The organism is Pseudomonas sp. MWU349 (assembly GCF_017947325.1).
In the GTDB taxonomy this organism is placed as follows: domain Bacteria; phylum Pseudomonadota; class Gammaproteobacteria; order Pseudomonadales; family Pseudomonadaceae; genus Aquipseudomonas; species Aquipseudomonas protegens.
Genome location: NZ_JAFEVP010000004.1, coordinates 107,667 through 128,532, shown reverse-complemented (window position 1 = coordinate 128,532; position 20,866 = coordinate 107,667). Strand labels below are relative to the sequence as shown.

Here is a 20,866-nt window from a genome sequence, read left to right as displayed (position 1 = left end):
GGTTATCCCTTTTTCTGAGTTCCGATACCGGGCTCGACGGCGGCCGCGCCGGTGGTATCCGGTTTGATCCATATCCAATAGGCCAGAGACAGCAGCGCCAACCAGCCCAGCCCCACATACAGTGCCAGGCGCGTATCGGCAAATGCGCCCAGCACACCGAAGATGAACAACATGAAAACCACGGCACAGGCCTGACCCGCTGCGCCCAGGGGTACCGGAAACTTCAGTTCGTCGATTTCCTGGGCACTCATGCCACGACGCATGGCCATTTGTGACAGCAGGATCATCAGCCAGACCCAGACCACGGAAAAGGTCACCAGCGAGGCAAAGATCAGGAACAGTTCCTGCGGGATCCAGTAGTTGAGCAGCACCCCCAGCAGCAACGCCACCGACATGACCAACACCGTCATCCAGGGCACGCCGAAGCGGGAGGTCCTGGCGAACACTGCCGGCGCCTGCCCGATCGCCGCCATGCCATACATCATTCGCCCGGCACTGAAGATATCGCTGTTGATGGCCGAGACCACGGCGGAAATCACTACGATATTCAGCACCGTGGCCGCCGAACTGATCCCCAGGCTGCTGAAGATCTGCACGAACGGGCTGCCATGGCTACCGATGCTCGACCAGGGCGCCAGGGTCAACAGAATCAGCAAGGTCAATACGTAGAAGATCAGGATCCGCAGTGGTACCGAATTGATGGCCTTGGGGATCATCCGCTGCGGGTCCTTGGCCTCGCCGGCGGTGATGCCGATGACTTCGATTCCACCAAAGGCGAACATGACGATGGTGAAGGAGGCGATCATGCCCTCCACGCCATTGGGGAAAAAACCGCCGTACTCCCAGAGATTGGCCAGCCCTCCCTGGCTTTGTTCCTCCCCCAGCTGGATGCCGAAGAACAGCAGGGTAAAGCCGCCGACGATCATGGCCACAATGGCGCCAACCTTGAGCAACGACAGCCAGAATTCCAGCTCGCCGAACACCTTTACGCTGCACAGGTTCAAGGCGCCAATGCCCAGGACAATGCTCAACACCCAGATCCAGCGGGGAGTATCGGGAAACCACAGGCCCATGTAGACGCCGAATGCGGTGACATCAGCCAGGCAGACCATGAGCATGGAAAAGGCGTAGCTCCAACCAGTGAGAAACCCCGCAAAACGTCCCAGATAACTGCTGGCGTAATGTCCGAAAGAGCCTGAAACAGGAGTCCTGACTGCCATCTCTCCCAGGGCGCGCATGGTCAGGTAGATGGCTGCGCCGCCAATCAGATAGGCCAGCAGGACCGAAGGCCCTGCCCGTTGAATGGCGGCCGCAGAACCGTAGAACAAGCCTGTGCCGATGGCAGAGCCCAGGGCGATGAAGCGGATGTGCCGGGTGCTCAGGCCACGCTGTAGAACAGTGCCCGCGTCAGCCATTTCAACTCCTTGAATGCAGGTTCATGAAGACCAGGCGGCTTCCAACCGTCGGCCCAGGCGCCACATGCCGGGGGATTACCCGAGATGTATAAACCTGTACAAAAAAAGGATGCAAATAGGGAACCAAGTCGGCGTTTACGCGAACTTCTGCGATATGACGGCTATTGGCGGATTAACTGGGGGATAAAGCGGGGATTTTCAGGTGGGCGCTGTTACTCAATGTCGCAGCGGGCTTGCATGGGGGATAAAGGTAACGCCCGCAGACGGTATCCCGGAGGGAGTTGTCCACAGGCGCTTGTTCGTCAGGATGATTACTTGCCGATGCAGAAGCTGGAGAAGATCCGCCCCAGCAGGTCATCGGAACTGAAGGCCCCGGTGATTTCACCCAGCGATTGCTGGGCCTGGCGCAAGTCCTCGGCCAGCAATTCGCCGGCACCGGCCAGGGTCAACTGGGCCCGGCCATGTTCCAGGGCGGCACTGGCGTAGCGCAATGCTTCGAGGTGCCGGCGGCGGGCACTGAAGCTGCTTTCGGACGTCTGTTCATAACCCATGCAGGCTTTCAAGTGGTCACGCAGCAGTTCCAGCCCGCTACCCGCGGCCATGGCACTGAGGCTGATGGTGACGTGGCCGTCATCACAGGTTTCCAGGGCAATGGGTTCACCGGTCAGATCGGCCTTGTTGCGAATCAGCGTGACTTTGGCCGGGTCTGGCCGCTGTTCAAGAAACTCCGGCCACAGGGCAAAGGGGTCCGCGGCTTCCGCTGCGGTAGCATCCACCACCAGCAACACCCGATCGGCTTCGCTGATGGCCTTGAGGGCCCGTTCGACACCGATCTTTTCCACCTGGTCCTCGGTGTCCCGCAGCCCTGCGGTGTCCACCACGTGCAATGGCATGCCGTCGATGTGGATATGTTCGCGCAGAATGTCCCGAGTGGTGCCGGCGATATCGGTGACAATGGCAGCCTCGCGCCCAGCCAGGGCGTTGAGCAGGCTGGATTTGCCGGCATTCGGGCGCCCGGCGATCACCACGGTCATGCCATCGCGCAGCAAGGCGCCCTGCCCGGCCTCACGCAGTACTGTGGATAACTCGTCACGCACTGCATCGAGCATGCTCAGCACATGGCCATCGGCAAGGAAGTCGATTTCTTCCTCAGGAAAATCGATCGCCGCTTCGACATAGATCCGCAGGGCGATCAATTGCTCGGTCAAGTTATGCACGCGCTGGGAGAACGCCCCCTGCAACGAACGCAGGGCGTTGCGCGCAGCCTGTGCCGAACTGGCTTCGATCAGGTCTGCAATGGCTTCGGCCTGGGCCAGGTCGAGTTTGTCGTTGAGGAACGCACGCTCGCTGAATTCCCCCGGCCGAGCCAGGCGGCAACCCAGCTCCAGGCAGCGCTGCAGGAGCATGTCGAGAACGATCGGGCCGCCGTGCCCCTGCAGCTCCAGCACATCTTCACCGGTGAAGGAGTTCGGCCCCGGGAAATACAGGGCAATGCCTTCATCCAGGACTTCTTCTTGCTCACTGAGGAACGGCCCGTAATGGGCAAACCGCGGCTTCAACTCACGACCGCTGATGGCTTTGGCCGCCGCGCCCGCCAGGGGCCCGGAAATCCGTACGATACCCACGCCGCCGCGGCCCTGGGCGGTAGCAATGGCAGCGATGGTTTCACGAGGGACATTCATAACCCGACATCCAGACAAAAGTGACAGATAGCAAAACGCCCCACTAGGGGGCGTCTTGTGTGGTTATCCACAGCGTAGGTCAGGCAGCTGCTTTCTTGGTAGCCGCTTCGATCTTACGAGTGATGTACCACTGTTGAGCGATCGACAGGCAGTTGTTCACTACCCAGTACAGCACCAGACCGGCCGGGAACCACAGGAAGAAGAAGGTGAAGATGATCGGCATCATTTTCATCACCTTGGCCTGCATCGGATCCGGAGGCGTCGGGTTCAGCTGCTGCTGGATAAACATGGTGGCGCCCATGATGATCGGCAGGATGAAGAACGGATCCTTGATCGACAGGTCGGTAATCCACAGCATGAACGGTGCCTGGCGCATTTCCACGCTTTCCAGGAGAACCCAGTACAAGGACAGGAAGACCGGCATCTGCACCAGGATCGGCAAGCAGCCACCCAGCGGATTGATCTTCTCTTTCTTGTACAGCTCCATCATCGCCTGGGACATTTTCTGACGATCGTCGCCGAATTTTTCCTTCAGCGCGGCCAGTTTCGGAGCCACTGCACGCATGCGTGCCATGGACTTGTAGCTGGCAGCCGACAGTGGGAAGAAGATCCCCTTGATCAGCATGGTCAGGAAGATGATCGACCAGCCCCAGTTACCCACCAGGCTGTGGATATGTTGCAGCAGCCAGAAGATCGGCTGGGCAATGAACCACAGGAAGCCGTAGTCCACGGTCAGTTCCAGGCCTGGGGACAACTCTTTCAGCACGGCCTGGCTTTTCGGGCCGGCGTACAGAATGGCGCTGGTTTCAGCCTTGGCCCCCGGAGCAACAGTCATCGAAGGGCCGGTGTAGCCGATGATGTAGTTGCCTTTGCTGTCCTTGCGTGCCAGAACCTGGTTGTTCTCGCCTTTTGGCGGGATCCAGGCGGTCACGAAGTAGTGTTGCAGCCAGGCAACCCAACCACCCTGAACGCTCTCAGTGATCGGAGCCTTGGTTTTGTCCTCGTTCACCTTGTCCATGTCTTTCATGGACACTTTTTTGTACGGCTCGGAACTTGTCCACAGGGCGGCGCCCAGGTAAGTCGCAGTGCCGGTGGCGGTGCTGGAGGAAGGATCGGAACTGGCGTCGCGCTTGAGCTGGGCGAACATCGCACCGGTCCATGGCTGCGCGCTTTCGTTGTCGATCAGGTAGGAAACGGTGATGTCATACAGGCCACGCTTCAGGGTGAAGCGCTTGATGTAGTTGACACCGTCCTTGCTGAACTTCAGGTCGACCACCAATTGGTCCTGACCGTCAGCCAGTTGATAACTTTTCTTCTCGGCCGAGTAGATCGGGCGACCGGCCGGGCTTGCGTCCGGGCCGTTGCTGCCAATCAGGCCACTTTGTGCCAGATAAGTCCGTTCGTTGCCGTTATCGAACAGCTGGAACGGGATTTCCGGGTGGTCCTGACGACGTGGATACAGTGGCAAGCGCAGTTGCGCGATATCCCCACCTTGTGGATCGACAGCCAGGTCGAGCACATCCGTTTTGATCTGAATGAGATCTTTGCTTGCCGCTACAGGCGCTTCAGCGGGTGCGGTGGTGTCGCTTGCCGCGCGCGGAATGTCGTCGTTGGCAGCGGAAGTGCCTGTTGGCGCATCCGGCAAGCCCGGGGCGGTCGTGCTGGAAGCAACATTCTGAGTCGGCAAGGCAGCTTGGCCATAATCCTGGTTCCATTTAAGAACCATGACATAGGACACGATTGCCAGGGCGACGATCAGGATCGTGCGTTTGATATCCATGATTACTCGGCCATCGAAGAAGAACGGGAGGTAGGGATAGGTGGAACCGGGTCATAACCACCGGGATTCCACGGATGACAGCGACCTAAACGACGAAAGGTCAGCCAGCCACCGCGCAGAAGGCCATGATTTTCGATGGCTTCCAACGCGTAGCAGGAACAACTGGGGTAGAAACGACAGTGATTGGCCATCAGAGGACTAATGGCATAGCGGTAAAACTGGATCGGAACGAGTGCCAGTTTACGCATCGGGACTGTCTACCCCTACAGCTTCGGAGTTGGCTGCTGGTACCGGCTTGTTGCGTGCCAGGCGTTTCCAGAGTTTGCCGAAATGCTGAATCAATTCGGGGTTTTCTACATCGCCCAAACCTTTGCGCGCGACGATAACGATATCCCATCCGACCAGTGAGTCCTGGTGGAGACGAAACGATTCGCGCATCAGACGCTTGAGGCGATTGCGCTCAACGGAGAGTTTTACGCTCTTTTTCCCGATCACGAGCCCCAGACGGGGATGATCAAGATCGTTATTGCGCGCAAGGAGCAGGAGATTTTTCCCCGGAACCTTGCCGGTAGGGGAGTCAAAGACCGCCTTGAAGTGCCGGGGAGTAAGCAGACGCTTTTCCCGACTGAAGTCCTGACTCACCTCCAGTGCCGGATTATCAAACTGCCAGACGCGCACGACCTTTGGCGCGACGACGCGACAGGACGGCACGACCGTTCTTGGTAGCCATGCGAGCACGGAAACCGTGGGTACGAGCGCGTTTGATAGTGCTTGGTTGGAAAGTACGTTTCATGTCGTGTTACCTGGTTCGTCCACAACGGGCCGGAATGGCCCCCGTTTTAAGAGATCGGCGATTCTAGAGAAAGCAAGCCTCTAGGTCAATTTCCAACCAGCTTTTCCTTTATCTATGTATGTCCGGGTACGGGGTTGTGAGCCAGGGTCGGCTAGATATAAAAATAAAGAAGGAAAGTATTTAAAGCTTTTCTGTAAAGCTTATAAAGGCTAGGGACGGCCTCATCTGTGGATAACTGACTCAAGCCCTTCTAGTCCGTACTGTACAGAGAATGACAACACGGTTGAGAAACGGTGTCCTGCCTGTGCTGCGCCATCGGAAAACCTGTGCGTGGAACGGTAGGTTATCCACAGGCGAGTTACCCACAGAGTTTCGCCCCGAGTTGTGCAATGGCCTCAAGTGGGGTTATCCACAGAGCTTATGCACATACCGCTGGTCGTGTTTATTCGGGGTAAGGCGTTGATTCTTAGTGTCCTGAGGACACGCTACATGTGGATAAGTGGGCGGCTGATCGCTACAATGGCCGCTTGTTTTTGCCTCACCGGCTTTCAACTTAGGGGATATCCGTGTCAGTGGAACTTTGGCAGCAGTGCGTGGAGCTTCTGCGTGATGAGCTGCCTGCCCAGCAATTCAACACTTGGATCCGTCCGCTACAGGTCGAAGCCGAAGGCGACGAGTTGCGTGTATACGCACCGAATCGTTTTGTTCTCGATTGGGTCAATGAAAAGTACCTGGGGCGCGTGCTCGAGCTGCTGGATGAACACGGCAACGGCATGGCACCGGTTCTTTCCTTATTAATAGGCAGCAAACGCAGTTCAGCGCCTCGCGCCGCACCTAACGCGCCACTGGCCGCTGCCGCTTCGCAAGCCCTGCAAGCCGCTGCAGCGAATGCTGCCCCGGCTGCTGCTCCCGCGCCCACTCCGGCACCCACTTCTGCCCCGGCCAAAAAAGCCGCCGCACAGAAGGCTGCCGAAGTCAGCGAAGAACCCTCTCGTGACAGCTTCGACCCGATGGCGGGCGCCAGCTCGCAGCAGGCACCGGTACGCGCCGAGCAGCGTACCGTCCAGGTAGAGGGCGCGCTCAAGCACACCAGCTACCTGAACCGCACTTTTACCTTTGAGAATTTCGTCGAGGGTAAATCCAACCAGCTGGCCCGCGCGGCGGCCTGGCAGGTGGCGGACAACCCCAAGCACGGCTACAACCCGCTGTTCCTTTATGGCGGCGTCGGCCTGGGTAAGACCCACTTGATGCACGCTGTGGGTAACCACCTATTAAAGAAGAACCCGAATGCCAAGGTCGTGTACCTGCATTCCGAGCGCTTCGTGGCGGACATGGTCAAGGCGTTGCAGCTCAACGCCATCAACGAATTCAAGCGTTTCTACCGTTCGGTCGATGCGCTGCTGATCGATGACATTCAATTCTTCGCCCGCAAGGAGCGTTCCCAGGAAGAGTTCTTCCACACCTTCAACGCCCTCCTAGAAGGCGGCCAGCAGGTGATCCTCACCAGCGACCGCTACCCGAAAGAGATCGAAGGCCTGGAAGAGCGCCTCAAGTCGCGCTTCGGCTGGGGCCTGACGGTGGCCGTCGAACCGCCTGAGCTGGAAACCCGGGTGGCGATCCTGATGAAGAAGGCCGACCAGGCCAAGGTCGAACTGCCTCACGATGCGGCGTTCTTCATTGCCCAGCGCATCCGCTCCAACGTCCGTGAACTGGAAGGTGCCCTGAAACGGGTCATCGCCCACTCGCACTTCATGGGGCGCGATATCACCATCGAGCTGATTCGCGAATCCTTGAAGGACCTGCTGGCGCTGCAGGACAAGCTGGTGTCTGTGGATAACATCCAGCGCACCGTCGCCGAGTACTACAAGATCAAGATTTCCGATCTGCTGTCCAAGCGGCGTTCCCGTTCGGTGGCCCGTCCGCGCCAGGTGGCCATGGCCCTGTCCAAGGAACTGACCAACCACAGCCTGCCGGAAATCGGCGATGTGTTCGGCGGTCGCGACCACACCACGGTTCTGCACGCCTGCCGCAAGATCAATGAACTTAAGGAATCCGACGCGGACATCCGCGAGGACTACAAGAACCTGCTGCGTACTCTGACCACTTGATGACTCCAACGCAGCTTATTAAGGCAAGGGACTAGACCATGCATTTCACCATTCAACGCGAAGCCCTGTTGAAACCCCTGCAACTGGTCGCCGGCGTCGTCGAACGCCGCCAGACCTTGCCGGTGCTTTCCAACGTGCTGCTGGTTGTCGAAGGCCAGCAACTGTCGCTGACCGGTACCGACCTGGAAGTCGAGCTGGTCGGTCGTGTGCAACTCGAAGAGCCAGCCGAGCCGGGGGAAATCACCGTTCCCGCGCGCAAGCTGATGGACATCTGCAAGAGTCTGCCCAACGATGCCCTGATCGACATCAAGGTCGACGAGCAGAAGCTGGTGGTGAAGGCCGGGCGTAGCCGCTTTACCCTGTCGACCCTGCCGGCCAACGACTTCCCGACTGTAGAAGAAGGCCCGGGCTCGCTGACCTGCCAGCTTGAGCAGAGCCGCCTGCGCCGCCTGATCGAGCGCACCAGCTTCGCCATGGCCCAGCAGGATGTGCGCTACTACCTCAATGGCATGCTGCTGGAGGTGTCCGCCGGGATCATCCGCGCCGTGGCCACCGACGGTCACCGTCTGGCCATGTGCTCGATGCAGGCGGACATCGGCCAGCCGGATCGCCATCAGGTGATCGTGCCGCGCAAAGGCATCCTGGAACTGGCGCGCCTGCTCACCGAGCCCGATGGCAACGTCAGCATCGTCCTGGGCCAGCACCACATTCGTGCCACCACCGGCGAATTCACCTTCACCTCCAAGCTGGTGGACGGCAAGTTCCCGGATTACGAGCGCGTGCTGCCCAAAGGCGGTGACAAGCTGGTACTGGGGGATCGCCAGGCGCTGCGCGAAGCCTTCAGCCGCACCGCGATCCTGTCCAACGAGAAGTACCGCGGCATCCGCCTGCAACTGGCCAATGGTCAGTTGAAGATCCAGGCCAACAACCCGGAGCAGGAAGAAGCGGAAGAAGAAGTGGGCGTGGAATACAACGGCGGTTCCCTGGAAATCGGCTTCAACGTCAGCTACCTGCTGGACGTGCTGGGCGTGATGACCACCGAACAGGTTCGCCTGATCCTGTCCGATTCCAACAGCAGTGCGCTGGTGCAGGAATCCGACAACGACGACTCGGCTTACGTTGTCATGCCGATGCGCCTGTAATCATGCTCAGCAGAAGCTAGATGTCCCTCAGTCGCGTCTCGGTCACCGCGGTGCGCAATCTGCACCCGGTGACCTTCTCCCCCTCCCCCCGCATCAACCTTCTCTACGGCGCCAACGGCAGTGGCAAGACCAGCGTGCTGGAAGCCATCCACCTGCTGGGGCTTGCCCGCTCGTTCCGCAGTGCCCGCCTGTTGCCGGTGATCCAGTACGAGCAACTGGCCTGCACGGTGTTCGGCCAGGTGGAGTTGGCCCAGGGCGGCCATAGTAGCCTGGGGATATCCCGTGATCGCCAGGGGGAATTCCAGATCCGTATCGACGGTCAGAATGCCCGCAGCGCGGCGCAGTTGGCCGAGATCCTGCCGCTGCAGTTGATCAACCCGGACAGCTTCCGCCTGCTGGAGGGCGCACCGAAGATCCGTCGGCAGTTCCTGGATTGGGGAGTGTTCCATGTGGAACCACGCTTCATGTCCACCTGGCAGCGCTTGCAGAAGGCCCTGCGGCAGCGGAACTCATGGCTGCGGCATGGTACACTTGACGCCGCTTCGCAAGCGGCCTGGGACCGGGAACTGTGTCAGGCCAGCGCTGAAATCGATGAATACCGCCGCGCTTATATCAAAGCCTTGAAACCAGTCTTTGAGCGGACCTTGGGCGAACTGTTGCAGCTCGAGGGCCTGACGCTTAGCTATTACCGTGGTTGGGACAAGGACCGGGAGCTCAGTGAAGTGCTCGCGACCGCCCTCCACCGTGACCAGCAAATGGGTCATACCCAGGCCGGGCCACAACGTGCTGATTTGCGTCTGCGCTTAGGCGGACACAACGCCGCGGACATCTTGTCCCGTGGCCAGCAGAAGTTGGTGGTCTGTGCCTTGCGCATTGCCCAGGGGCATCTGGTGAGCCAGGCCCGCCGCGGTCAGTGTATTTATCTGGTGGATGACTTGCCGTCCGAGCTGGACGAGCAGCACCGCCGCGCACTTTGTCGCTTGTTGGAAGACTTACGCTGCCAGGTGTTTATCACCTGTGTAGACCACGAATTATTGAGGGAAGGCTGGCAGACGGAAACGCCAGTCGCTTTGTTCCACGTGGAACAAGGCCGTATCACCCAGACCCACGACCATCGGGAGTGAAGGCATGAGCGAAGAAAATACGTACGACTCGACCAGCATCAAGGTGCTGAAAGGTTTGGATGCCGTACGCAAACGTCCCGGTATGTACATTGGCGACACCGATGACGGCAGCGGTCTGCACCACATGGTGTTCGAGGTGGTCGATAACTCCATCGACGAAGCGCTGGCCGGCCATTGCGACGACATCAGCATCATCATCCACCCGGATGAATCCATCACCGTGCGCGACAACGGTCGCGGCATCCCGGTAGATGTGCATAAAGAAGAAGGCGTCTCGGCGGCAGAGGTCATCATGACCGTGCTCCACGCCGGCGGTAAGTTCGACGATAACTCCTACAAGGTCTCCGGCGGTCTGCACGGCGTAGGTGTGTCGGTAGTGAACGCCCTGTCCGAAGAGCTGATCCTCACCGTGCGCCGTAGCGGCAAGATCTGGGAACAGACCTATGTCCACGGTGTTCCGCAAGAGCGGATGAAGATCGTTGGCGACAGCGAAACCACCGGTACCCAGATCCACTTCAAGCCTTCGGCTGAAACCTTCAAGAACATCCACTTCAGCTGGGACGTCCTGGCCAAGCGGATTCGTGAACTGTCCTTCCTCAACTCCGGTGTCGGCATCGTCCTCAAGGACGAGCGCAGCGGCAAGGAAGAGCTGTTCAAGTACGAAGGCGGCCTGCGGGCCTTCGTTGAATACCTGAACACCAACAAGACTGCGGTCAACCAGGTGTTCCACTTCAACATCCAGCGTGAAGACGGCATCGGCGTGGAAATCGCCTTGCAGTGGAACGACAGCTTCAACGAGAACCTGTTGTGCTTCACCAACAACATTCCTCAGCGCGACGGCGGTACCCACCTGGTGGGCTTCCGTTCGGCCCTGACCCGTAACCTGAACAACTACATCGAGCAGGAAGGCCTGGCCAAGAAACACAAGGTCGCCACCACTGGTGACGACGCTCGTGAAGGCCTGACCGCGATCATCTCGGTGAAGGTGCCGGATCCGAAGTTCAGCTCCCAGACCAAGGACAAGCTGGTGTCTTCCGAAGTGAAGACCGCGGTCGAACAGGAAATGGGCAAGTACTTCTCCGACTTCCTGCTGGAAAACCCCAACGAAGCCAAGTTGGTGGTGGGCAAGATGATCGACGCTGCCCGTGCTCGTGAAGCGGCGCGTAAAGCCCGTGAAATGACTCGCCGCAAAGGCGCGCTGGATATCGCCGGCCTGCCGGGCAAACTGGCGGACTGCCAGGAAAAGGACCCGGCGCTGTCCGAACTCTACCTGGTGGAAGGTGACTCTGCTGGCGGTTCCGCCAAGCAGGGCCGTAACCGCAAGACCCAGGCGATCCTGCCGCTCAAGGGCAAGATCCTCAACGTCGAGAAGGCGCGCTTCGACAAGATGATCTCCTCGCAAGAGGTGGGCACCCTGATCACCGCGCTGGGCTGCGGCATCGGCCGCGAAGAGTACAACATCGACAAGCTGCGTTATCACAACATCATCATCATGACCGATGCTGACGTCGACGGTTCGCACATCCGTACCCTGCTGCTGACCTTCTTCTTCCGTCAGTTGCCGGAGCTGATCGAGCGCGGCTACATCTACATCGCCCAGCCGCCGCTGTACAAGGTCAAGAAAGGCAAGCAAGAGCAATACATCAAAGACGACGACGCCATGGAAGACTACATGACCCAGTCGGCTCTGGAAGATGCCAGCCTGCACTTGAACGAAGAAGCCCCGGGGATCTCCGGCGAGGCGCTGGAGCGCCTGGTCAACGACTTCCGCATGGTGATGAAGACCCTCAAGCGCCTGTCGCGCCTGTACCCGCAGGAGCTGACCGAGCACTTCATCTACCTGCCGGCCGTGACCATGGAGCAACTGTCCGACCACGCCGCCATGCAGGATTGGCTGGCCAAGTACGACGCCCGCCTGCGCACGTCCGAGAAGTCCGGCCTGGTCTACAAGGCCAGCCTGCGCGAAGACCGTGAACGCAACGTGTGGCTGCCAGAGGTCGAGCTGATCTCCCACGGCCTGTCCAACTACGTCACCTTCAACCGCGACTTCTTCGGCAGCAACGACTACAAGACTGTCGTCTCCCTCGGCGCTCAACTGAGCACCCTGCTGGACGAAGGCGCGTATGTTCAGCGCGGCGAACGCAAGAAAGCCGTCACCGAGTTCAAGGAGGCCCTGGACTGGCTGATGGCGGAAAGCACCAAGCGCCACACCATCCAGCGATACAAAGGTCTGGGCGAGATGAACCCTGACCAGCTGTGGGAAACCACCATGGACCCAAGCATGCGCCGCATGCTCAAGGTGACCATTGAAGACGCCATCGGCGCCGACCAGATCTTCAACACCCTGATGGGTGATGCGGTCGAGCCGCGTCGCGACTTCATCGAAAGCAACGCCTTGGCGGTGTCCAACCTGGACTTCTGATCCGGGGGCACAGCTGGAAATAAAAAGGCCGACGCTTAGCGTTGGCCTTTTTATTGGATGGAGTAAATAAGGATGTTGACCTTCGCGGGTACAAACAGCCACCTATTCGATGAAGCACCCTACCCCATCGCCTGGCGTTTCAACGCCGTGGACTGTGGCCTGAGTGCTGACGACAAACAGCAAGTCGTACGTCGTACTGTTTGATCAGGTAGCGTCAAAGGCGCTATGGGACTGGTTCATTCCAGTGCCCAGCCTTATCACAGCGCAGAGGTCATATTTTCCTTCGAGGAAAACTTCTTTTACGTGCAGTTTATGAGGCCCATGGTGGCGCCTCGGTGAGATGGAATGGATACCTCGACAGCACAGTTTCACAAGATCATTTTCAAGCTCACCGCCGATGCCGATGGTTACCCTCCGGTGGGGTATGAATCGATGTGGGGCATTCAACGAGGCGCAGGTGTCTATGAGTTGGATAACACGCCCTGCTATCTCTACGGTGTGAGCAAGGGGGACTGGGTGCTGACTCGCGCCGATGCCCATGAGCTGATCGCGACCGGCGTGGTGCGGCAATCCGGGCACTCGACGCTGCGGGTTTTTGCCGAGCGCGAGTCAGAGCGCTCGGAGATTGTGCAGCACCTGCGCAGCCTCGGTGCCCGGTGCACGGTTACCCGGGGCCTGTCGCTGTTCACCGTGGATATCGCGCCCGAGGTCAGTTTTTGCGCCATCGACCAATACCTGGCCTCCATCTCCGACGACCAACATGTCGCCTATGAAGATGCCTGTTTACAGCACGAGGCCATTGAGCCTGCGCGCCTGAGTGAGTGCTCTTCACTGGCCTCACTTGAGTGCGTCACCTGGCGGGATCACTAGGTGCTGTGCTGGCACCTGAGCTGCGAGACGATCCGGCCATCGAACAGGCGCGTTCGAGATGTGTTTATCGATCAGACCCCGCTACGCCGCTGAGCCGTTTCGGCTCATTTCACCTTTAGTAAAAACAGCCATCGCACGGAAATGGGTTATGGATGATGAAAACCAGGAAATATCGATCCGGGTTGTTGCGGGGCAGAACAGCCGTGGCCCGGTCTATGAGCCGCTGCATGTACGGCGGATCGATGAGGACAGTTATGAGATTCTCTATTCACCGGGGCTGACGCTGAACCTGGCCAAGGGCGACATTATCTCGATCAAGGACCCGCAAGCTCCCGCCGTAGTGCTCAAGCGTGGCGGCAACTTCTGCATCCACATGTATTCGGATCACATCCCTGAAGAACACATCGCTGCCCTGGCGGCGGAGGTGGCGAGCGAATTGGGTGGCATGCTCGACGGGCGCTATAAGGGCAATCTGACATTGTCGGTGCCGGCGCGAAACGGCATGGACAACATCGCCCTGTTCTTCAACCGTTTTCGCGAGACCACGGGCATCGAGTGGTACTACGCCAACATCTATAAAAACCTCGATGACACCGATGACGAGACCTTGCTCGATTGGTGGCTGGAGCAATGAACGAAAGACAGCAGCTTATCTGTGAACGCTACGACCTCGCTCCCCAGGCACCGGAGCCGATGATTGCACTGGCCATCGGTTCCCTGGCGCAGTCGCCCATCTATGGCACCCGGATCGAGTTGCCGGAGAACGGCACGGTCAGTTGGTTTATCCATTGCGGCGAACATTCCGCCGCCGTGGATTTCTACCAGCCGCTGTGCGCCGAGCATCTGCTCGAGCTGTTGCCGGAGGTGATCGATTACCTGTATCTGCCGAGCGGGACACGTTTCATCATCGACCGCGCCGGCTATGAAGATGTCTGGCGGGACCCGGAATGATATCGAGCCGCTTTTGAAGGCAAGCGGTCAGCTGCCCTGTTCTTCAGGCGAGGCGACACTTTCCAGGCGGTAGCCATAGCCGTAGATCGTCAACAGCTGCCAGCCGCGATCCGCGGTCAGCCCCAGCTTGTTGCGCAGGCGGTAGATGTGGGTATCCAGGGGCCGTGAGGACACGATTTCCTCATGGGTCCAGAACCGTTCGTACAGGTATTCCCGGGACAGCGGCCGGCCCAGGTTGGCGAACAGGCAGCGGGCCAGGCGGTACTCGCGCTCGGTCAGGCTGATGGGCGCGCCGGCGCGGGTGACGGTCAGTTCGGCATCATCGAAGCTCAGGTCGTTGAAGCTCTGCACTTCTTCGCTGTGGTTGCGCTGCAAGCCATGGCGGCGTAGTACCGCGTTGACCCGTGCCTTGAGTTCGTTGGGCCGGAAGGGCTTGCTCAGGTAGTCGTCGGCACCGGTGTTCAGGGCCTGGACGATATCGCTCTCGGCATCGCGGCTGGTGAGCATGATGGCTGCCGGCGGCACATCCATGTGTTCCCGGGTCCAGCGCAACAGGGACAGGCCGCTGAGGTCCGGCACTTGCCAGTCGAGGATCAGCAGGTCGAAGGTTTCCCGGCGCAACTGGCGCAGCAGGTCTTCTCCGCGCTCGAAGCTGTGCAAGGTCCAGGGCTGTTCGCCGGGGCCGGGAATCTCTCGCAGTGTCTGTTCCACCCGCGCCAGTTCCGCAGGTTCGTCATCCAGTATCGCGACACGCATGCGAGGCAGTTCCTTATGGTTCCAAGAGCGCCCGAGGCCGTGGCTGCCGGGCTCGGACTGAGGGGAAGTTTAGGCACCTGACCTGAATCTGAACAATTGTGGCGAATTGCTCTTGAGCCCCGGGTCCCTCGGTACGCTGATATCAAATAGCCGGTAAGGCGCCCGGAGCACGGGCCGTCGGGCTATTGAGCAGCACGATACCGGCTCGTACAAACAAGGAAAAGAACCATGGGGAACCTGCTCAGGAAAGGCCAGGTCGCGCTTGTCAGAATATTCAGCGGCGATGATCCGGTGCGTCTTCTCAGTTTGATGCTGGCGGCTTATCTGGGAATCAGTGCCTGTACCGTGCCAGCGTCCACAGCGGGCTGCTGTCAGCCCTCCGGCATCGGGCAATACCCGGGATCGGCCCTGCCCGCCGGCAGTGACTCCAACCTGACCCTGGACGCCGAGCCCGTGATTGGGCGGACAGCGCTACCCACGAACCTGCAGCCACCGGCCCCGCGCTGGGTGTTCTAGAGGCCGCGGCAATGATTCTGAACAAATATTGCAAATTCGTCGCAGCTTTGCGGCCAGCGTTACATTGCTTCTTGCTGAGTGGCACACGGGGGCACCTGGAAGTGCTCCGACACAGGGAGTGTCAACCGCCAGGCTGGCGGGACAGCGCGCGCTCGCGTGCGTCGTTGAAGGGGAATACAGGGAGTGCCTCCTCAGGACTTTGGGCCGGGCGACCTGTCGCCCCGGTTCCGACACAGGGACGTGTCACTTTCTTCTCGCCCTGCCCTGTTTCCGCCCTCGCCCGACCGGGTTCCTGTCTTTGGGCGACATCCCGCAGCGTTCGGCTTTCTGCCAACGATCTGCCTCAGGTATGGTGCGTAGGATTTCGCCGCGGTTTTCCCAAAGGCTCTAAGCACATCCATGAATGACCTCTGCCTTTTTCCGTCCACCGGCCGGCCTCAGGTCGCGCGTGTCGCCCTGCTGTTGGCCGGGCTGATTCTGCCGCTGTGTGCGGCACAGGCGGCTGCGCCACGGCTGCCCTATATCGATGACAACCAGCAGTGCCGTGGCCAGCCCCTGCCGGCCACGGTGGAACACCTGACCGGCGAAGCCTGGAAACTGGATGCCAAGGGACGTGAAGTGCTCCTGCAGGAAGGCATGAGCATCGATGAGAAGGAAGGGGTCAGGACCTCGCCGTCGGCCTTTGTCAGCCTGTCCCTGGGAGACGGTTCGCGGGTGGTGCTGCCTTCCAGTTCCCAGGTCACCCTGCAACTCAATAACCAGTACGCCATCCCTCAGGTTGTGCTGGAGCAGGGCCAGATCGAGTCCTACGTGATCAAGCGCACCAGTGATCACGACCGCTTCCAGATCGTTACGCCGGTGGGCGTGCTGGGGGTTCGCGGTACTCACTTTCGGGTACGCAATGACGATCAGCAATCCCTGGTGGAGGTGCTCAATGGCCAGGTGGCGGTGAATCGCGAAGAGGATGTGCCGCAGCCTGCACCGCGGCATAAACGTCAGCGCCCTGTGGATAAACCGGCAGGCCCGGTGCCGGGTGAAGTCCAGGTCATGGCGCGCCAGGGGCTGCGGATCCAGAAACAGGGCGAGCTCAAGCCGGTGGAACTGCTGGCCGCGCCGAGGCTGCTGGGGCAGGCCGGGCGGACCGGTGCCCTGCCCGTCTGGCAACTGATCCTGCAACCTTTGCCCGGGGCCAGCCGCTACCGGGCCCAGGTCGCCACCGACAAGGACTTCCTGAACATCAAGCAGGAGCAGTTCTCCAGCACCCCGCAGGTCAACTTCACCGGCTTGCAGGCATTTTTTTATCACGTGCGTCTTTCGGCGTTCGATGAGCACGGCCTGGAAGGCGAAACCGGGGTCTATGACATCTTTTATTACCCCAGGACCACCCGTGTTGAATAACGCTCCGGTGGGCCGTCCATGAGCCTGTGGCGCCGTCGGGTCGAAGGCCGTGAACCGACCCAGGCTCAGCGCCTGTTCCGCGGGCTGGTGCGGGAGTGGCTGTGGGTCAGCCTGATTCTTCTGCCGCTGACGGCGGTGTTGTCCCTGAGCCACGGCCTGGCCCTGAACAATCTGTTCTACGACAACCTGCGGCGCTTCACCCCGCTACCGGTGGACCCACGCATCCTGCTGGTGACCATCGACGATTACAGCCTGCAGCAACTGGGGCGCTGGCCCTGGCCGCGGGCCATTCATGGCCAACTGCTGGACCGGCTGAGCGCCGCCGAGGCCAAAGGGGTGCTGTTCGATGTGATCCTCAGTGAACCCGGCAGCACGGTGGAAAACGACACCCGCCTGGCTGCCGCTCTGTGCCGGGCCGGCAATGTGTTCCTGCCGGTGCTGCGCCAGGGCGTTGCCCGCTATGGCCAGGACATTGAGGAAATCCCGCCGGTGCCGCTGCTGCGCAATTGCGCCCGCGGCCTGGGCCATATCAATGCCGAGGCGGATGCCGATGGCACGGTGCGCAGCGTCTACCTGCGCGAAGGCCCGGTGCTGGCTCCCCGGGCGCAACTGACGTGGCTGCTGTACCAGCTGACCGAAGCCGAGCCGGCATTTCCCCGTATGCCCGGGCCCGGTGAACCTCGCGTGGCCCAGGGGTGGCTGCGGTCCAACCCGGTGCGCATTCCCTTTATCAGTGCCGACGCCGGCTTTCCCAGCGTGCCCTATGTCAGCGTGCTGCGGGGCGAAGTGCCGCCGGAGCTGCTGCGCGACCGGTTGATCCTGGTGGGCTCCACGGCCCCGGGGCTGGGGGACCGCTACGTGACCCCGCAATCCGGCAGCCAGGGCACCACCCCGGGGGTGGAGATCCAGGCCAACCTGCTCAATGGCCTGCTCCAGCATCGCAGCGTGGTTGCCCTGGGCCAGTGGTCGGGGATGCTGCTGGCCATGGCCCTGACCGCTGTGTTGCTCGGGCTGTTGCTGTGGCGGCCGCGCCACGCGCTGTGGATAACCCTGGGTTGCATGGGGCTGGGCCTGGCGGGCTCGGTACTGATGCTGCGGCTGGGCTACTGGTGGTCGCCGGTGGCCAGCCTGCTGGGCATGCTGCTGGCCTACCTGATCTGGAACTGGCGCCGGCTGAGTGTGATCCTGGCCTACTTCGGCTGGGAACTGGCGCGCCTGGACAGCGAGCCCAAGGTGTTGCCGGAACGCCGGCGCAGCCAGGCCCCGGCCGGGGATGTGCTGCAGGGGCAGATCGTCGCTCTGGAGCAGGCCCTGAGCCGTACCCGGGACACCCGGCGTTTTATCGCCGATGGCCTGGAGTACCTGCCGGTGGCGACCCTGATCAGTGACCCCGACGGCAAGATCCTGCTGGCCAACCGCAACGCACGGGAAGTGTTTGCCCATTCCCTGGTGGGCGAAGGGCTGATTGCCCAGCTGGCCGCCCTGGGTTACCCGGGCTTGACGGAGCCGGCCTTGTACCCCCGGCTGGAACAACTGCCGGCGGTGGAGTTCCGGGATGTTCAGCAGCGCAGCCTGCGCATGGAACTGGCGCCGCTGCTGCCGGTGGACTGCGATACCGCCATCGGCTGGCTGCTGAGCCTTACCGACCTCAGCGTCGAGCGCGACGCCGAACAACAACGCAGCGTGCTGTTGCGCTTTCTGTCCCATGATCTGCGTGCGCCCCATTCGGCGATCCTGGCCTTGCTGGATGTGCAGCGTCGTCAGCCGGAGACGCCCCGGCTGGTGTACGGCCAGATCGAACAGCAGGTACGCCGGGCCCTGGCTCTGACCGAGGCCTTCGTGCAGTTGGCCAAGGCCGAGTCGGAGGCCTACCAGTTCGAACCGAGCATGTTCGCCATGCTGGTGCTGGACGCCTTCGATCAGGCCACGACCCTGGCCCAGTTGAAGGACATCCACCTGGAGCATGACCTGGACGACGAGGCCGAAGGCCTGGTGCTGGCGGACCAGTCGCTACTGACCCGGGCGCTGTTCAACCTGCTGGAAAACGCCATCAAGTACAGCCCGGTGGAGTCCAGGGTGAGTGTGCGGGTCAGTTGTACCCCAGGCTGGCTGCGCTGTGAGATCAGCGATGAGGGCCGGGGCATCGATGCCGCGGATCTGCCCCAGCTGTTCGGCCAGTACCAGCGCTTTGCGTCGGCCAAGGGCATAGATGGCCTGGGCCTGGGCTTGTCCATGGTCAAGGCGGTGGTGGATCGGCATCAGGGTCGTATCAGTTGCCAGAGCGTGGTGGGTCGGGGCTCTTGCTTCATCCTCGAACTGCCTTTGCTGGAGGAATGAGGGGCGGGGAATATTCCAGGTGAAAAAAAACCGGCTTCAAGGCCGGTTTTTTTGTCTGCTTAAAAACTTATGCACGTTTTTCCACATTTTATGAACTTGGGAAATATACATATAAATCAGTGATTTATAAGTCGATTTCAGGCCTTGTAGGAAAATTCGTACACAGGTTATCCACAGAAGCTCATACAGCAAGCTTATCCGTGGAAGTGGCCAATGGTGGCAATGAGCCCATATCCCGTTGGGCCTGTTCATTCCAGGCCGCCACTCGGTCATTGAGCTCGGCGATGGCCCGCGGGCCGCTGCCTTGGGCATACATCGGCGCGCCAATGGTCACGGTGATGGTGCCGGGGCGCTTGGCCCAGCCGGTCTTCGGCCAGAACTTGCCCGCGTTATGGGCTACCGGCAGCACCGGCAGGTCGGCATTCACCGCCAGGGCGCTGCCGCTGCGGGAAAACTTGCCGATCTGGCCGTGGGGCACACGGGTGCCTTCAGGGAAGATCAATACCCAGACATTGTCCTTGAGCAACTCGTCGCCCTTGCTCGCCACCTGCTTGAGGGCCGCCTTGGGGTTGTCCCGGTCAATGGCTATGGGCCGCAGCATGGCCATGGCCCAGCCGAAGAACGGCACATACAGCAGCTCGCGCTTGAGCACCTGGCTCAGGGGCTCGAAGTAGGCCGAGAGAAAGAAGGTTTCCCAGGTGCTTTGGTGATTGGAGACGATCACGCAAGGCCGCTCGGGGACATTTTCCGCGCCCTTCACTTCTACGCGGATATTGAGGAATACCTTGGTCAGCCACAGCGCGCAGCGACACCAGTAGACGTTGATAAAGCGATAGCGCGCCTTGAAAGACAGGAACGGCGCGATAAAAAAGCTCAGGGAGCACCACAGCAAGGAACTGGTGCCCAGTAGCAGGTAAAAGAAAAAGGTTCTGATGGCCTGCAGGATCGACATAGCGGCATTTACCATTGCGGGCATTGCCCGCCTGTTAAAAAGCGCTCTCCCGAACAGTCCTTGGTCAGGATGCCAGAAGGGGCCTAATTGTGGATAAGTTCAGCGGCAACGGCCGCCAGGTCGTCAAAAATCAAGGTGCCTACCGGCAGGGTTTTCCCCAGAGTCTTTTCGCCTTTCCCGGTCTTTACCAATACTGGCTGAGAGTCGACGGCTTTTGCGGCTTCCAGGTCACCGAGACTGTCACCGACAAACCATAGACCTGTCAGTTCTGCCTGGTAATGCTCGGCAATGGTTCGCAGCATGCCCGGTTTCGGTTTGCGGCAGGCGCACCCTTCGTCGGGCCCGTGAGGGCAGTAGACGATCAGCCCGACTTCGCCGCCCTGCTCCGCCACCAGTTCGCGCAGGCGCGCGTGCATGGCATCGAGGGTGGCCAGGTCGTAGTAGCCGCGAGCGATGCCGGACTGGTTGGTGGCGATCGCCACCGTCCAGCCGGCCTTGCTCAACTGCGCAATGGCTTCGATCGCGCCGGGGAGCGGAATCCACTCCTGCACCGATTTGATGTAGGCATCGGAGTCGTGATTGATCACGCCGTCACGATCGAGTATCAGCAGTTTCACAGC

General features: G+C 60.3%; 19 protein-coding genes. 10 read left to right on the top strand and 9 right to left on the bottom strand.

Features of this window, described 5'->3' with window-relative positions; all coding sequences use genetic code 11:
• Positions 1-2: 2 nt before the first annotated feature.
• The 6 genes from KCG88_RS16905 to rpmH all read right to left on the bottom strand — a co-directional run bounded on the left by KCG88_RS16905 (position 3) and on the right by rpmH (position 5,670).
• Complete coding sequence (locus KCG88_RS16905) at positions 3-1,415, bottom strand: amino acid permease (protein ID WP_210712757.1); 1,413 nt, start codon at positions 1,413-1,415, stop codon at positions 3-5.
• Between the two features lie 311 nt (positions 1,416-1,726).
• Positions 1,727-3,097, bottom strand: coding sequence for a tRNA uridine-5-carboxymethylaminomethyl(34) synthesis GTPase MnmE (gene mnmE / locus KCG88_RS16900; RefSeq protein ID WP_041120513.1), 1,371 nt, complete (start codon positions 3,095-3,097; stop codon positions 1,727-1,729).
• A 79-nt stretch (positions 3,098-3,176) separates the two neighbouring features.
• Complete coding sequence (yidC, locus tag KCG88_RS16895; protein ID WP_047290160.1) at positions 3,177-4,877, bottom strand: membrane protein insertase YidC; 1,701 nt, start codon at positions 4,875-4,877, stop codon at positions 3,177-3,179.
• 2 nt (positions 4,878-4,879) lie between these two features.
• Positions 4,880-5,125, bottom strand: coding sequence for a membrane protein insertion efficiency factor YidD (gene yidD / locus KCG88_RS16890; RefSeq protein WP_003213574.1), 246 nt, complete (start codon positions 5,123-5,125; stop codon positions 4,880-4,882).
• On the bottom strand, positions 5,118-5,519 hold the full coding sequence (gene rnpA, locus KCG88_RS16885; RefSeq protein WP_210712966.1) for a ribonuclease P protein component: 402 nt from the start codon (positions 5,517-5,519) through the stop codon (positions 5,118-5,120). The genes yidD and rnpA overlap by 8 nt, the downstream gene beginning before the upstream one ends.
• 16 nt (positions 5,520-5,535) lie before the next feature.
• Positions 5,536-5,670, bottom strand: coding sequence for a 50S ribosomal protein L34 (gene rpmH, locus KCG88_RS16880; RefSeq protein WP_003213577.1), 135 nt, complete (start codon positions 5,668-5,670; stop codon positions 5,536-5,538).
• Between the two features lie 566 nt (positions 5,671-6,236).
• Here rpmH and dnaA point away from each other — a divergent pair.
• From dnaA to KCG88_RS16845, 7 genes are all read left to right on the top strand, one after another.
• Positions 6,237-7,778, top strand: a complete 1,542-nt coding sequence (dnaA, locus tag KCG88_RS16875) for a chromosomal replication initiator protein DnaA (protein ID WP_047290161.1) — start codon at positions 6,237-6,239, stop codon at positions 7,776-7,778.
• 38 nt (positions 7,779-7,816) lie between these two features.
• Entirely contained in the window at positions 7,817-8,920 is a 1,104-nt protein-coding gene (gene dnaN / locus KCG88_RS16870) for a DNA polymerase III subunit beta (protein ID WP_011058392.1), read from the top strand.
• A gap of 20 nt (positions 8,921-8,940) precedes the next feature.
• Positions 8,941-10,044, top strand: a complete 1,104-nt coding sequence (recF, locus tag KCG88_RS16865) for a DNA replication/repair protein RecF (RefSeq protein WP_011058393.1) — start codon at positions 8,941-8,943, stop codon at positions 10,042-10,044.
• A 4-nt stretch (positions 10,045-10,048) separates the two neighbouring features.
• A complete protein-coding gene (gene gyrB / locus KCG88_RS16860) occupies positions 10,049-12,466 on the top strand; it encodes a DNA topoisomerase (ATP-hydrolyzing) subunit B (protein ID WP_011058394.1) in 2,418 nt (805 codons plus the stop codon).
• A gap of 345 nt (positions 12,467-12,811) precedes the next feature.
• Positions 12,812-13,336, top strand: coding sequence for a DUF4265 domain-containing protein (locus KCG88_RS16855; RefSeq protein ID WP_210712756.1), 525 nt, complete (start codon positions 12,812-12,814; stop codon positions 13,334-13,336).
• A gap of 148 nt (positions 13,337-13,484) precedes the next feature.
• Positions 13,485-13,970: a DUF4265 domain-containing protein gene (locus KCG88_RS16850; RefSeq protein WP_210712755.1), complete on the top strand. Its 486-nt coding sequence runs from the start codon at positions 13,485-13,487 to the stop codon at positions 13,968-13,970.
• Complete coding sequence (locus KCG88_RS16845) at positions 13,967-14,287, top strand: hypothetical protein (RefSeq protein ID WP_199522646.1); 321 nt, start codon at positions 13,967-13,969, stop codon at positions 14,285-14,287. Before KCG88_RS16850 ends, KCG88_RS16845 begins: the two co-directional genes overlap by 4 nt.
• A 27-nt stretch (positions 14,288-14,314) precedes the next feature.
• Here KCG88_RS16845 and KCG88_RS16840 read toward each other — a convergent pair whose 3' ends face one another.
• Positions 14,315-15,043: a response regulator transcription factor gene (locus KCG88_RS16840; RefSeq protein WP_047338200.1), complete on the bottom strand. Its 729-nt coding sequence runs from the start codon at positions 15,041-15,043 to the stop codon at positions 14,315-14,317.
• A gap of 228 nt (positions 15,044-15,271) precedes the next feature.
• Between KCG88_RS16840 and KCG88_RS16835 the strand changes: the two genes are divergently transcribed.
• The 3 genes from KCG88_RS16835 (at position 15,272) to KCG88_RS16825 (ending at position 19,294) form a co-directional block, all read left to right on the top strand.
• A complete protein-coding gene (locus tag KCG88_RS16835) occupies positions 15,272-15,559 on the top strand; it encodes a hypothetical protein (protein ID WP_047338201.1) in 288 nt (95 codons plus the stop codon).
• A gap of 399 nt (positions 15,560-15,958) precedes the next feature.
• Positions 15,959-16,957 (top strand): FecR domain-containing protein, encoded by a 999-nt coding sequence (locus KCG88_RS16830; RefSeq protein WP_210712754.1) that lies wholly within the window; start codon positions 15,959-15,961, stop codon positions 16,955-16,957.
• Between the two features lie 18 nt (positions 16,958-16,975).
• Positions 16,976-19,294, top strand: a complete 2,319-nt coding sequence (locus KCG88_RS16825; RefSeq protein WP_210712753.1) for a CHASE2 domain-containing protein — start codon at positions 16,976-16,978, stop codon at positions 19,292-19,294.
• A gap of 181 nt (positions 19,295-19,475) precedes the next feature.
• Here KCG88_RS16825 and KCG88_RS16820 read toward each other — a convergent pair whose 3' ends face one another.
• Both KCG88_RS16820 and gmhB read right to left on the bottom strand, forming a co-directional pair.
• The gene (locus KCG88_RS16820) at positions 19,476-20,246 is read right to left on the bottom strand and encodes a lysophospholipid acyltransferase family protein (RefSeq protein ID WP_047290169.1); all 771 of its coding nucleotides are present in this window, start codon (positions 20,244-20,246) and stop codon (positions 19,476-19,478) included.
• Positions 20,247-20,329: 83 nt separating this feature from the next.
• A complete protein-coding gene (gmhB, locus tag KCG88_RS16815) occupies positions 20,330-20,863 on the bottom strand; it encodes a D-glycero-beta-D-manno-heptose 1,7-bisphosphate 7-phosphatase (RefSeq protein ID WP_011058402.1) in 534 nt (177 codons plus the stop codon).
• Between the last annotated feature and the right edge of the window lie 3 nt (positions 20,864-20,866).

What these genes read in the sequence shown, in the direction of transcription:
- KCG88_RS16905 (WP_210712757.1), bottom strand. Translation starts at nt 1,415, where the DNA reads ATGGCTGACGCGGGCACTGTTCTACAGCGTGGCCTGAGCACCCGGCAC.
- mnmE (WP_041120513.1), bottom strand. Translation starts at nt 3,097, where the DNA reads ATGAATGTCCCTCGTGAAACCATCGCTGCCATTGCTACCGCCCAGGGC.
- yidC (WP_047290160.1), bottom strand. Translation starts at nt 4,877, where the DNA reads ATGGATATCAAACGCACGATCCTGATCGTCGCCCTGGCAATCGTGTCC.
- yidD (WP_003213574.1), bottom strand. Translation starts at nt 5,125, where the DNA reads ATGCGTAAACTGGCACTCGTTCCGATCCAGTTTTACCGCTATGCCATT.
- rpmH (WP_003213577.1), bottom strand. Translation starts at nt 5,670, where the DNA reads ATGAAACGTACTTTCCAACCAAGCACTATCAAACGCGCTCGTACCCAC.
- dnaN (WP_011058392.1), top strand. Translation starts at nt 7,817, where the DNA reads ATGCATTTCACCATTCAACGCGAAGCCCTGTTGAAACCCCTGCAACTG.
- recF (WP_011058393.1), top strand. Translation starts at nt 8,941, where the DNA reads ATGTCCCTCAGTCGCGTCTCGGTCACCGCGGTGCGCAATCTGCACCCG.
- gyrB (WP_011058394.1), top strand. Translation starts at nt 10,049, where the DNA reads ATGAGCGAAGAAAATACGTACGACTCGACCAGCATCAAGGTGCTGAAA.
- KCG88_RS16855 (WP_210712756.1), top strand. Translation starts at nt 12,812, where the DNA reads ATGGATACCTCGACAGCACAGTTTCACAAGATCATTTTCAAGCTCACC.
- KCG88_RS16850 (WP_210712755.1), top strand. Translation starts at nt 13,485, where the DNA reads ATGGATGATGAAAACCAGGAAATATCGATCCGGGTTGTTGCGGGGCAG.
- KCG88_RS16845 (WP_199522646.1), top strand. Translation starts at nt 13,967, where the DNA reads ATGAACGAAAGACAGCAGCTTATCTGTGAACGCTACGACCTCGCTCCC.
- KCG88_RS16840 (WP_047338200.1), bottom strand. Translation starts at nt 15,043, where the DNA reads ATGCGTGTCGCGATACTGGATGACGAACCTGCGGAACTGGCGCGGGTG.
- KCG88_RS16835 (WP_047338201.1), top strand. Translation starts at nt 15,272, where the DNA reads ATGGGGAACCTGCTCAGGAAAGGCCAGGTCGCGCTTGTCAGAATATTC.
- KCG88_RS16830 (WP_210712754.1), top strand. Translation starts at nt 15,959, where the DNA reads ATGAATGACCTCTGCCTTTTTCCGTCCACCGGCCGGCCTCAGGTCGCG.
- KCG88_RS16825 (WP_210712753.1), top strand. Translation starts at nt 16,976, where the DNA reads ATGAGCCTGTGGCGCCGTCGGGTCGAAGGCCGTGAACCGACCCAGGCT.
- KCG88_RS16820 (WP_047290169.1), bottom strand. Translation starts at nt 20,246, where the DNA reads ATGTCGATCCTGCAGGCCATCAGAACCTTTTTCTTTTACCTGCTACTG.